This window comes from Brevibacterium yomogidense (assembly GCF_900163715.1).
GTDB lineage: Bacteria > Actinomycetota > Actinomycetes > Actinomycetales > Brevibacteriaceae > Brevibacterium > Brevibacterium yomogidense_A.
In genome coordinates, this window is sequence record NZ_FWFF01000003.1 from 135,878 (window position 1) to 148,505 (window position 12,628).

At 68.6% G+C, this 12,628-nt stretch carries 10 protein-coding genes; 3 read left to right on the forward strand and 7 right to left on the reverse strand.

The features are described from left to right. The first annotated feature begins 48 nt into the window (after positions 1-48). Entirely contained in the window at positions 49-1,185 is a 1,137-nt protein-coding gene (locus FM105_RS03380; RefSeq protein WP_087004953.1) for a DNA recombination protein RmuC, read from the forward strand. A 105-nt stretch (positions 1,186-1,290) separates the two neighbouring features. Beyond that, on the forward strand, positions 1,291-2,220 hold the full coding sequence (locus tag FM105_RS14640; RefSeq protein ID WP_179207047.1) for a hypothetical protein: 930 nt from the start codon (positions 1,291-1,293) through the stop codon (positions 2,218-2,220). A 107-nt stretch (positions 2,221-2,327) separates the two neighbouring features. On the opposite strand, the gene FM105_RS03390 is transcribed toward FM105_RS14640, so the two are convergent. The 7 genes from FM105_RS03390 to FM105_RS03420 form a co-directional block, all read right to left on the reverse strand. Then, positions 2,328-2,945, reverse strand: coding sequence for a histidine phosphatase family protein (locus FM105_RS03390; protein WP_087004783.1), 618 nt, complete (start codon positions 2,943-2,945; stop codon positions 2,328-2,330). Continuing rightward, positions 2,942-4,246, reverse strand: a complete 1,305-nt coding sequence (locus FM105_RS03395; protein ID WP_256970199.1) for an ABC transporter ATP-binding protein — start codon at positions 4,244-4,246, stop codon at positions 2,942-2,944. Before FM105_RS03395 ends, FM105_RS03390 begins: the two co-directional genes overlap by 4 nt. Beyond that, positions 4,243-6,045, reverse strand: a complete 1,803-nt coding sequence (locus FM105_RS03400) for an ABC transporter permease (protein WP_087004786.1) — start codon at positions 6,043-6,045, stop codon at positions 4,243-4,245. Before FM105_RS03400 ends, FM105_RS03395 begins: the two co-directional genes overlap by 4 nt. Before the next feature lie 81 nt (positions 6,046-6,126). Beyond that, positions 6,127-7,290 carry an ABC transporter substrate-binding protein gene (locus FM105_RS03405; protein WP_087004789.1) on the reverse strand — a complete coding sequence of 388 codons (1,164 nt, stop codon included), beginning with the start codon at positions 7,288-7,290 and terminating at the stop codon, positions 6,127-6,129. Positions 7,291-7,440: 150 nt separating this feature from the next. Continuing rightward, positions 7,441-8,283, reverse strand: coding sequence for a MurR/RpiR family transcriptional regulator (locus tag FM105_RS03410; protein WP_087004792.1), 843 nt, complete (start codon positions 8,281-8,283; stop codon positions 7,441-7,443). A 152-nt stretch (positions 8,284-8,435) separates the two neighbouring features. Next, complete coding sequence (locus tag FM105_RS03415) at positions 8,436-9,917, reverse strand: arylsulfotransferase family protein (protein WP_087004795.1); 1,482 nt, start codon at positions 9,915-9,917, stop codon at positions 8,436-8,438. 147 nt (positions 9,918-10,064) lie between these two features. After that, the gene (locus FM105_RS03420; protein WP_087004798.1) at positions 10,065-11,147 is read right to left on the reverse strand and encodes a 4-hydroxy-3-methylbut-2-enyl diphosphate reductase; all 1,083 of its coding nucleotides are present in this window, start codon (positions 11,145-11,147) and stop codon (positions 10,065-10,067) included. A 132-nt stretch (positions 11,148-11,279) separates the two neighbouring features. Here FM105_RS03420 and xseA point away from each other — a divergent pair, with 132 nt between their 5' ends. Then, positions 11,280-12,626 carry an exodeoxyribonuclease VII large subunit gene (xseA, locus tag FM105_RS03425; RefSeq protein WP_087004801.1) on the forward strand — a complete coding sequence of 449 codons (1,347 nt, stop codon included), beginning with the start codon at positions 11,280-11,282 and terminating at the stop codon, positions 12,624-12,626. The last annotated feature ends 2 nt before the right edge of the window (positions 12,627-12,628 follow it).

Below are 12,628 nucleotides of genomic sequence, written 5' to 3' on the forward strand. Positions count from 1 at the left end.
AGGAGAGTCTAGTCGGTCATGTCCGTGCCTCGTGCTTGCATGGTCACCATGGAAGCGATCACCCTCTCCGTGGCTCTTGTGCTCGTCCTCGCCGCCGGCATCGCCATCGGCTGGTGGCTGGGCGGCACGCGTGCGCGCGCACAGACCCAGGACCGGCTGGTCCGCGCGGAAACAACTGCGCAGATCCTGTCGGAACGGACGGAGGCGCTCGAGGCGGATGCCCAGGTCGCCGGTGAGCTCACTGCCGCTGTCGGTCCCCTCACCTCCGACGTCCGCTCCCTCTCCCAGCACGTGACCGGCCAGGATCGGCAGCAGGCGGCACGCTTGGCAGGGCTCGATGAACAGCTGCGACAGCTGGCGCTCCAGAACCAACGACTCCAGACCTCCACGCACGGCCTGCTCACGGCGTTGTCGGCCGGCAGCAGCCGCGGCGATTGGGGCGAGGTCCAGCTGCGACGCATCGTGGAGCTCTCAGGGATGACGGAGCACATCGATTTCAACGTGGAGGTCACTGCGACCACCGACGCAGGGCGCATCCGACCGGACATGGTCATCAATCTTCCGGGGGAAGCACACATCGTGATCGACGCGAAGGCCCCCCTCAGCGGCCTGGAGACAGATGCGGACGGCACTGCAGTCGCGGACGCACAGGCTCGCGCCGTCAGGAGACACGTCACCGCACTGTCGAAGAAGTCGTACTGGCAGGCGTTCACCCCCACCCCTCGCTTCGTCGTGTGCTTCCTCCCCTCCGACGGACTCCTCGCGGCAGCAGGCCAGGAAGATCCTTCGCTGATCGACGACGCCCTGTCGGCAGGCGTGGTCCTCGCGTCTCCGTCGACCCTGCTGGGGCTCCTCAAGACCGTCGCACTCAACTGGCAGCAGGCGGATCTGAGCCGCAGCGCTCATCAGATCCTGGATCTGGGCCGCGATCTCCACAACCGCGTCGTGACGCTCACAGAGCACCTCACACGGATGGGTTCGAGCCTGGACAGGAGCGTCGAGGACTACAACCGACTCGTCGGCTCCTTCGAGTCGCGGTTCCTCCCCACTGCGCGGAAGCTGTCTGCCACAGGTGTCTCCGATACACCGCTCGCCGATCCTGAAGAACTCTCCACCCGCACGCGTGGACTCACCGCACGGGAATTCGGCCCAGCAGAAAACGGTCACCTGAAACCCCACCTGTAAGGGCGTTGCACGTTCGCTGATAGCGTCCTGGGTGGCGCCGGGGTGCCCCGTCTTCTCGCACCTCAGTCGCCACTCCATGCTTCCGACCTCAGAAGGCAGTCGAACGTGACCACCGATCCGTCCTCCGCCGGCGATTCACAGCAGCACGGCACTCTGCCGCCGCAGGCACCCGCATACGGCCAGCAGGCCCCGGCCCAGCCGCCTCACGGCCATGCCCAGCCCCAGCACCCGGGCAACGGTCAGCCGTACCCGTACAGCGCCCACCCTGGATACGGACAGCCGCAGCAAGAGCAGACCCACCCGCAGTCGGGCTATGCCCAGCACCCCGGATCCACCCAGCAGCCCGGGTACAGCCAGGCACCCCACGGTCATCAGCAGCAGTACCAGCAGTCTCCCGGCGCCGGGGGCACTGCAAACGCAGCACCGAAGAACGAGTACTTCGATTTCACGGACTACCGCTTCCGCATGCCCACTGCATGGCCGAAGACCGTCGCCGCAGCGAAGCCGTCGTTCCGTCAGGGCTTCGGCAGCATCTTCCAGACGGCACATATGCCGATGGACGCACGGATCGGCTACTGGGTCTGGCTCGTCGGAACCGTCCTGGCGATCGTGCTGTGGTTCTTCTCCATCGCGGTCATCGCATTCGGCGTCCTCATCAACCCGTTCACGCTCGTCGCGACCGGCATGGTCGGCATCTTCGGCGGTGTCCGCTGGGGAATGGTCCTGCTCTTCGTCGCGACCATGGTGTTCGTGCTCGTCATGATGGTCGTTCAGCTCTTCATGACGCTCAAGCTCCGAGAAGGCGCGGAATGGGCACGCCTCGCACTCACCGCCATCACGCTTGCGAGCATCGTCTACTCGATCATCCTCACGGCCGCCGGGCTCGAATCCGGGGGCGCGGGCAGCGTCGTGACCAACATCCTGTCGCTCCTCATGGTCGCGTTCTTCTGGCTGCCGAAGGCCAATGAGTGGTTCCTCCGCACGACGGACGGTGACACCCCTCCTGCAGGTCCACGTCGTTCCGCCCGTCACTGAGAACGTCTGTCGGGTCCCCATCCGTCTGCTCTCCAGCAGACGGTTCTCCACCCGATGTGCCGCGGCCCGTTCACTCCCCCACTGGGAGTGCACGGGCCGCAGCGCATTCAGTCCGCTGGATCCGGATCCAGCACCACCGGTGAGTAGTTGTAGAGCCGCAGCTTCACATCCTGCGTGCGCGAATCCACGTCCAGCAGGCTGAGACCTGCAGGATGGCTGTGGACCGCACGCGCAGGATCAAGACCGACCAGCTCCGCGAGCATCGCGCGGACCGGGCCGCCGTGCGTGACGATCACCAGCGCCTCGCCGCCCGCCTCCGCACAGTCTGCTGCCGCCCCGAGCAGCCCCGCCGTCACGCGGCTCGTGAGCTGCTCGAACGATTCCCCGCCCGGTGGTGTGAGCCTGCCGGCGCGCCACGCCGCGTACGCCTCCGGACTGTCGGCACGGATATCAGCCGAGTACCGTCCTTCCCACTCTCCCAGCGACGCCTCGTCCAACCTGCTGTCGCACGCGTCCGGCTCGAGACCCAGTTCCTGCGCAGTCTCCGCGGTCCTCCTCAGACCGGAGACGACGACTCTGTCGGGTGCCACCGCTGCGATCGCAGCCGCCAGACTGCGCGCCTGGCCCCGACCCGCAGCGGACAGGGCGATGTCCTTCTGCCCCTGCAGCCGTCGTTCGCCGTTCCACGCCGTCTCCCCATGACGGATCAGCGCCACGCGGATCATCGGCCACTCTCCACATCCGACGGGTCACGGTGCCTGTTGGGGAACCGTTCCCCGTGCTCGTCGAAGCACGCCTCGGGCGCAGCCGGAAGCCGCACCCCCACGGGCCCACCGGTCACTGCACCGCTCGGGGCATCGGCCGTCACATGCACGCGCGTGCCCTCAGCCACATCGATGCCCACGACCCAGCGCTCGGCCATCGGGACCTGATCGACCAGCGTGCCCTCCAGCACCGCGCCGGCCTCTCCCGGTTCCGCGAGCGTCAGAGATCCCGATCGGTAGAGGGCTCGCACAGTACCGCTGACACCCTCCGGCGCCTGTCCGACGTCCACTCCCGCCAGCAGCAGTCGGCCATCCCGCACGACGCCGTCGATCACGTTCGCGGGCGGAGTGCCCATGAACGTCGCGGCGAAGGCCGTCGCCGGCTCCTCGATGAGTTCGCGCGGCGTCCCGAACTGCTCGATCCGGCCGTCGCGCATCAGCGCGATGTGCGTGGCCATCGTCATCGCCTCGACCTGGTCGTGCGTGACGTAGACGCTCGTCGCACCGGTCGCCCGGTGGATGCGCATGAGTTCGCTGCGCGTCTCCACCCGCAGCTTCGCGTCCAGGTTGGACAGCGGCTCGTCGAACAGCAGCATCTCCGGTTCCGGCGCGATCATCCGTGCGATCGCGGTGCGCTGCTGCTGCCCGCCGCTGATCTCCCCGGGGTAGCGAGAGGCGAGCGCCTCGATGCCCAGGAGCTCCAGCACCTGGGCCACTCTCTCGTCCCGGCGCGTGCGCGGCACCTTCGCCACTGTCAGCGGCCACTCCACGTTCTGGGCGACCGTCTTGTGCGGCCACAGCGCGTACGACTGGAACACGAGACCGGCATTGCGCTTGCTCGCCGGCACCGATGCACCGGAACCGCGGGCGATCAGTCTCTCGCCGAACATGATCTCGCCGGCTGACGGGTCCTCGAGGCCGGCGAGCATCCGCAGGGTCGTCGACTTCCCGCAGCCGGACGGTCCCAGCAGGACGAGGAAGGATCCGGCGGGCACGTGCAGCGAAATGCCGTCGACGGCCGCAGCGTCGCCGAACCGCTTCGTGAGCCCCTCGAGCGTGAGCGATGCGGCGCGTCCACCACCCGCGGCATCGGAAGCGATCCGGGCAGGATCCGCTCTGTCGTCGACCGCCGTCGTCGGCGCATCCATCTGCATCGTCGTGCTCCGTTCACTTTTCGGGATCAGATTGTCGCGGGTCTTGTCGTCGTGCGTCTGGTCGTCACGCGTCTGGTCGTCGCGCGTCCGTGCAGGGTGCGCCGTCATCCGTCATCGCTCCAGGGCTGCGAGGCCTTCTCGAAGCGTCTGACCAGGAGCGTCGCGCCCACGGAGATCACCGCGATGAGGACGGTGACCGCGTTCGCCAGCTGGGTGAAGTTCTCCGACGAGTACTGGTAGGTCAGCACCGCGAGGACGGGCATGGCCGGTGTCGCCAGCAGCACCACGAGGCTCAGGTCGCGCACCATCTGCACGAACACCAGCACTCCCCCGGTCAGCAGTCCGCGTGCGGTGAGCGGTGCGACGATCGACCGCAGACGGCGGAGCAGGCCGGCCCCTGCCATGACCGCCGAATCCTCGACGTCGCGGGACACCTGGCTCATCGCCGCGGTCCCGGAGCGCACCGCGAAGGGGATCGTCGCCGCGACGCCTGCCAGCACCAGGATCGCGAACGTCCCGTACAGGCTGGGGAACGGTCCCCACGATGCGCCGAACTGTGCGATGAAGGCGGCACCCAGCGCGATGCCCGGGATGAGGAACGGCACGAAGCTCACGACGCTCAGCGTCCCGGTGAGCCAGCGCGGGCCCGACGATCGTGTGAGGACGTAGGCGATGAGCAGCCCCAGGATGCCGGCGCACACCGCGACGGCGACTCCCAGCACCACGGTGTTCCACGCCGCATCGAGGATCTGCGGGTTGCGCAGGACGCCGCGCTGCCCCTGGGCGAGCGCAGGATCCGATTCGCCCAGCCAGTAGTGGAGGGTCAGGCCGGACGCGAAGTCATTCGTCCGACGGGTGAGCGACGAAGCGACGAGCACCAGTCCCGGAAGCACCGTCGTGCAGGCCGCGATGGCCCACGCGATCGCAGCCACCGGCCACGCCCACGGGCCCATCCGCGTGGTCCGGCGGCGACCGCCCTTGCCGCTGATCGTCTCGAACCGACTGCCGCGACCGGTCACCCGCGTCGAGGCGTACATGACCATCGCCGCGACGACGATGAGGACGATCGACAGGACGTATCCGCGTGACGTGTCGCCCGTCGTGATCGAGCCGTAGAGCCGCGTGGACAGGGTGTGGAACCGCACCGGCAGTCCCAGGAGGGCGGGGGTGACGAAGTTCGAGACGCCTTCTGCGAACGCCAGCAGTGCCCCGGAGATGATCGCCGGTGTGACGACCGGCAGCGCGATGTCCTTCGCGACGGCGAACCGTGACGCTCCCGTCATCTCCGCCGCTTCGAGGATGTCCCCGTTCACGCTGGCCAGCGATGCGGCGATGAGCATGAAGGACAGGGAGAAGTAGTGCGCGGTCAGCGTGAGCGCCACCGGCACCGGCCCCCACGCCAGCCAGTCGGGCACCGCGAGTCCCCACGTCGCGAGCACGCCCACGGACCCACCGACGAGGTCGTTGCGGAAGACCGACTCCCACGCGAGCGCCAGCGCGAAGCTCGGCAGCGCGAACGGGATCGTCGCGAGCACACCCAGGATCTTCCGACCGGGCAGGTCGGTCATCACGACGACCCAGGCGAGGAAGCCGCCTACGATCGTCGACAGCAGCGCCGTCGCCACCCCCATCAGCAGGGAGTTGCCCAGCGGGCGCCAGAGCAGGTTCTCGGAGATCCGGCTGGCGAAGACGTCTCCCCAGGCGTCTCTGCCGTCGGCCGCGAACGTCGTGTTGAGCAGTCCGACCAGGGGTGCGATGACCAGGACGGCGAGGACCGCCAGCGTCCCCCACGCGAGGACGACGGTGGGACCGGGCATCGCGAGGGGCCGGCGCCTCGGCGGTCGTGCACCGGTCGGGGACGACGGCGTCGTCCGCGTGCGGGCCGGTGCGGGAGGTGCGTGCGTCATGCGCCGCCTTCCGACGTCGGGCCCGCCGCCGAGGTGCCGGTCAACCGTGCGGTGACCGGCACCCCGGCGGCGGGGTGGGGTTCAGGACAGGGAAAGGAGGAAGTCGGAGACGTCGCCGCGGGACTCCGCGGTGGCGGCCGGATCGATGTCCCAGGCGCCCAGCTCCTCGAGGGACGCCGCGTCCTCCGGGGCCTCCATGTCCGTGCGGACCGGGTAGTCGCCGGGGACGTAGAACGGCTCGTAGCCGGGACCGCCGGTGGCCGAGTCATCGCCCATGAGGAAATCGGCGACCAGACGGGCGCCGGCGGGGTTCGCGGAGTCCTTGACCATGCCGATGGAGGCGGGGAAGGTGATGCCCACAGCCGGCTCCGTGTCCAGGGAGGCCTGGAGAGCCCAGCCCTCCTCCTCGTTGTCACGGCGGTCCGAGTAGGACGTGATGCCGACCGGCGGATCCTCCTGGCCGGTGGCGCCGACGGCCGCATTCACATTGTCCGTGTCATCGACGAGCACCAGGCCGTTCTCGTAGAGGCGCTTGAGGAACTCCTCGCCGGCGTTCTGCGTGCCGTCGAGCTCGATGGCCTCGCCCGCGTGGGATTCATAGGCCTCCGCCATCGCGTCGGACTGGAGGACGATCTCCGTCATGAGGTCGAGGTAGTCTCCGCGGACGTTCGGGTCGACCATGACGACCTTCCCGTTCCACTCCTCCTCCGTGAGCTCCCAGAGGTTCTCGATCGGGCTGCCGTCGGGGTGGGCCTCCTCGTTGTACATGAGGATCTTCGTCGACAGGCGGTTGGCCAGCAGCGGCTCCTGGTACTCCTGCGGCACGGTGTCCGCGACGCGCTCGGGCACGTAGCCGGTGAGGATCCCCGTCTCCACGAGCTCGGAGAGGACGACCGGGGCGTCGGAGATGTAGGCGACATCGGCAGAGGGGGCGCCCGCCTCCGCCTCGGAGGACAGACGGGTGATCTGCTCGGTCGACGAGATGTCATGGCCGATGAGGTCGATGCCGGGGTACTCCGCTTCGAACGCCTCCTCGACCGCGGCGATGCGTGAGGTGAACGAGTAGACGGTCACCTCGCCCTCCTCCTCGGCAGCGGCGACGAGCTCGTCATGGCTGAACGAGTCGTATTCGTGGGCGGCAGCGGTGTCGGAGGCCGGCTCCGTCTCCGGCGATCCGCCTCCGCAGGCGGCGAGGGTGAGGGTCAGGGGAACGGCGACGGCGAGGGCGAGGCGACGCGTGAACATGAAGACTCCTTCAGAGATCCGTGGGGTGTCATGAGACGAGGACGTGGGGGGGGTGAGTGGGCAGGGTCGACGAAGGTCAGTGGGTGCGGAAGGTGGTGAGAGCCGGGGTCTGGGACCTCGGGAGCGGTGCCCGGGCAGTGCCCGGTCGTGTCACTCGAACGTGCGCAGCAGCGAATCGAGCCTGTCGAGAGCGGGCAGGGTCCGGTCGGGATGTCGGTGGGCGAGCGTGAGGACGAGCGCGTTCGTCACGGCCATGGGAACGGTGAGGGAGGAGAATCCGTCGCGGTCGCTGCGGCGCGCGGCCACGAGCACATCCGGCGCGGGATCGAGGGTGTGGAGGGTGTCCGTCACGAGCACGGACCGTGCGCCGACCGCCGCCGCGTGCGCCAGCAGGCCGGTCAGCAGACGCGGGGGCCGGCGGAAGGCGAACGCGAGGACCAGGTCCTGTGCGGTGAGTGCCGTGAGCCGCTCCGCGAGCTCGCGGCCATCCCCGTCCAGGACGACGACGCGCACGCCGAAGCGCCGGAGCCTGCGCTCGACCAGCTCGGTGAGGACGCTCGCGTTGCCGCGGGCGAACACGTGCACGGTGTCCGCTGCGGCGATGGCGTCAGCGATGCCGTCCAGACGCGTCTGCTCGACGCACTCCGCGACAGCGGCCAGTGACTCGACCTCCGCGCGCAGGAACGTGTCGAGCACCGTGCCCGTCTGATGCTCCGCCAGCTCTGCGCGCATGCGGTCGCCGGCCCCGCGCAGCGGCTTCTGAGCTTCGCGTCGCTCCTGCCGCAGCTCCTCCCGCAGATGCGGATAGCCCTCGAACCCCAGCTTCTGGGCCAGGCGCGTCGCCGCAGCGGGGTGGGAGCCAGCATGACCCGCCAGGTCGTCGCCGCTCCAATGCACGGCGTCCTCGGGCGAGGACAGGAGGGTGTCGAGGAGTGCCCGGTCGGTCTTGGTGAGGCGACCGCGCTGTGTCTCGATGCGCTCGTGGAGGGTCATGCCCAGAACACTAACGGCAACGACTCTTGCAGGACAGTGAAATCCTGCAAGAGTCGTTGCCGTTCATGGACTCTTCATCTCATGCGCCGGGGAGCCTCCCGGGGTTCACCCGGGTTCACCCGGGTGAACCCGGGTTCACCGGGTGTTCGCCGTCAGTCGGCAGTCGTGCTGCCCAGCACCTCGCCATCCTCGTCGAGCGCTTCGACGACGACGCTGTCTGCGTCCTCGGGCAGCGGGATGGGCGTCTCGAAGCCCGCACGCTCCGCTGTCGCGAGCTCGGCGCGCGCACCGGCGTCGGGTCCGCCGAGCACGCGCCACTGCGCGACCTCCGTCGCACCGTTCCACGAGGCGTAGACGGTGGTCTGGTCGTCCTCGGTCGTCATGTCCGCCGCGGGCGGCTCGGTCGGCGTCGCCTCCCATTCGGAGAGGTACGCGCGGTAGTTCGAGTCCGCGCCCACGGTCCCGTCGCGCAGGACCTCGCCGTCGGCGGAGTACTCCGTGAACGACGGCAGGGCTCCCCAGCCGATCACGACGCGTCCGTCCTCGAGCTCCTGGTAACTGCCCTGGTTCGCGGCGATGCGGGGAACGGGAGGCAGGAACTCCTGGACGAGCTCCGCTGTCATCTCGTCGGTGTCCACGTCGATCTTCATCCCACGGGACGAATCGCCCAGCGTGGGCGACGACTGATTGTCGAACAGCGTGATCGTGCCGTCGGGCGAGCGCTCGACATCGTGCTGCCAGGCGAAGTACAGGTCGTCGTCGGCTTCGAAGTCCGTCGACTTCCCGCCCAGCGTCCAGTTCACGCCACCCGACTCGCGGTCGACGTTGTAGAAGGCATGGGTGTTGCGCGCGTCCACCAGCAGCGAACCGTCGTCGTCGACAGAGACGGAGTTGCCGTGGAAGTAGTCGTACGGCTTGTCCTCGGTCCCCGCATCATCCTCGAACTCGCGCTCGGAGTCCGTGACGGGGATGTGGTCGAGTGAGCTCCAGTCGAGCAGGACCTCGCCGGTCTCGATGTCGACCTCCTGGACGACTCCGTCCCAGACCCAGCCGTCGGACTCCCCACCGATCTCCGTGAGGTCCGCCTGCTTCGGAACGTAGGCCATCAGCAGCATCGTGCCCTCGTCGGTGATCGTCGTCTCGTGGAGGTCGACCATCCGGTGCGGCAGGTCATTGCCCATGCCGACCCGCGCGATCTCCTCGTACGAGTCGTCGACGACGACGACCTCGCCCTCGGCCAGGGGCGTGTCGACGATGCCCTCCCACCAGGTGAGGACCTTCTCGCCCTCGTACTCCTGGACGCGCATGTCCCAGCCGGCCGTGGGCTCCGAGGAGCCCTCAGACTCCTCGTCCTCCTGGATCCACACCGGCTCCCCGTCCTCGTCGACGATCAGCTTGCCGGACCACAGACCGGTCTCCTGCGACTTCGGCCCGACGAAGAAGTACTCGTCGGACCGATCATCGTCGGTGCTGTCCAGATCGATCGGTGGAGCTGTGAGGTCCGTGCTCTCGTATTCGGTGAGCTCGACCTCGTCGGCGTCATCACCGCCACCGTTCGAGCATCCCACCACTCCGACCAGCACTGCGGCGGACAGGACCGCCGCCCCTCTGCGCACCCTGCGGTTCGCCGACATCGAATCATCCTTGTCGCTTCGTGTTTAAGCGGTCTCGTCCGCGACGAACCGCCCTGTGACAGCACCACACTAAGCGAATGATCAGGATCTGCGCGGTTGTCTCGCGGCGAGCAGGGGGCAGCAGAGGCCGGCAGAGACGAGCCGCGCTCAGCGCAGTTCGTGGTTCCGGTCCGCGCCGTTCTTCTTGTTCGAGGTCTCGAGGCCCGCCGCCTTGAGGTCCTTCCGCAGTTCGCGGGGCAGGGAGAAGATCACGTCCTCGTCCGCTGTGCGCACCTCTTCGACGTCGCCGTAGCCGTAGTCGGCGAGCAGGCGCAGCAGATCCTGGACCAGCAGGTCCGGGACGCTCGCACCGCTCGTCACGCCGATGGTCGACACGCCGTGGAACCACTCCTCATCGACCTCGCGGGCGAAATCGATGCGGTGGGCGTCCTTCGCACCGTGCTCCAGCGCCACCTCGACCAGGCGCACCGAGTTCGACGAGTTCGCGGACCCCACGACCAGCACGAGATCCGCGCCCGGAGCGATCTTCTTGACCGCGACCTGACGGTTCTGGGTGGCATAGCAGATGTCGTCGCTCGGCGGGGCCTCGAGGTGGGGGAAGCGCTGCTTGAGGATGTCGACCGTCTCCATCGTCTCGTCGACGCTCAGAGTCGTCTGCGAGAGCCAGATGAGCTTGTCCGTCTCCGGCAGCTCGACGGTGCGGGCCTCCTCCGGGTTCTGGATGAGGGTGATCGAGTCCGGTGCCTCGCCCATCGTCCCCTCGACCTCTTCGTGGCCCTCGTGGCCGACGAGGACGATCGAGTAGCCCTGCTTCTCGAACCGCACCGCTTCACGGTGCACCTTCGTCACGAGCGGGCACGTCGCGTCGATCGTGTCGAGGCTGCGCGCGGCTGCCTCTTCGTGGACCGCCGGCGACACTCCGTGGGCGGAGAACACCACGCGGGCGCCTTCCGGCACCTCATGCGTGTCGTCGACGAAGATCGCACCGCGCTCGGAGAGCGTGTCGACCACGTGGCGGTTGTGGACGATCTCCTTGCGGACGTAGATGGGAGCGCCGTAGTGCTCCAGCGCGCGTTCGACGGCGATGACCGCGCGGTCCACCCCTGCGCAGTATCCGCGCGGGGCGGCGAGGAGGACGTTCTTCTCACCGCTCTCCGGCTGACGGATCTCCGAGGGGTCCTTGCGGCGGCGCGGCATCGCGGGGACGGGCACAGTCACAGTCGCAGTCATGCGGATGATTCTACGCGGCACTCCTCAGAAGGGGCTGGGCACCGGGGAGTCGTCCGTCACCCCACCGACCCGTGTCCGTCGCCTCGTCTAGGATCGGGGACACCCCGCACACGATGAGAAGAGGAGCGGACCGTGGCGCAGCGCATCTCCGGGACCCCCGGGACCCTGGGCGATCAGCCGGAACGCCCACCCGCCGCGGCGACGGCGGCGGACACCTCCGCGGACAATCCCTGGCCGGTCAGCCTGCTCGCCCACAAGATGAAGGCCTACATCGACCGCATGTCGACGGTGTGGGTCGAGGGCCAGATCATCGAACTGTCCGATCGGGCGAACGCCAGCTATCTCACCCTCCACGACACGACGGAGGACATCTCACTCCCCGTGCAGATCTGGCGCAACGTCCGGGACCGCCTGGACACGCGGCTCACGGAGGGCTCCCGCGTCGTCGTCCAGGCGAAGGCGAACTACTGGCTCGCGAAGGGCCGCCTCACGATGCAGGCGTACGACGTCCGCGCCGTGGGACTGGGCGAACTGCTCGCACGGCTCGAACAGCTCAAGCAGATGCTGGGCGCCGAAGGGCTCTTCGACCCCGCGCACAAGAAGCCCCTGCCGTTCCTCCCCTCCCGCATCGGCCTCATCACCGGCCATGACTCCGACGCGATGAAGGACGTCCTCCGCAACGCGTCTCTGCGCTGGCCGGCCGTGGCCTTCGAAGTCCGAAACGCCGCGACGCAGGGGACGAACGCGGTCCCGCAGGTCATGGCGGCACTGGAGGAGCTCGACGCGCACCCGGACGTCGATGTCATCGTCATCGCCCGTGGCGGCGGCAGCCTCGAAGACCTCCTCCCCTTCTCGAACGAAGCGCTGGTCCGCGCAGTCCACGCAGCAAGCACTCCGGTCGTCTCCGCGATCGGCCATGAGGCGGACCGTCCGCTGCTGGACGACGTCGCAGACATGCGCGCCTCGACTCCCACGGATGCGGCGAAGCGGATCGTCCCGGACGTGGCAGAGGAGCAGATGGGCATCCTCCAGGCCCGCGCCTCGCTCAACGGCGCACTCGACCGGCTGCTGCAGAGTGAGGCCAGGGCCCTGGCCGACGTCCGCGGCCGTCCCGTGCTGGCCCAGCCGGAAACGATGATCACCGGACGGGAACAGGACGTGTCGACGCTGCGTGCCAGATCCTGGCAGGCGCAGGCGGGACTGGTGGGCCGCGCTGCGGCAGAGATCGAGCACCTCCGCACTCAGGTGCGCAGCCTCTCCCCCCTGAACACCCTGGCCCGCGGCTACGCCGTCGTCCAGACGGAGGACGGTGCCGCCGTGCGCAGTCACGAGCAGGTGGATGCGGGTGACCGCATCTCGATCAAGCTCGCCTCCGGGCGCCTGACAGCGCAGGTCGATGACTCCTCGCCGGACCCCCAGTCACGGGACCTCGGCGATGGTCCCCGGCAGCACACCGACGACAGCACTTCCAAGGAGTGACC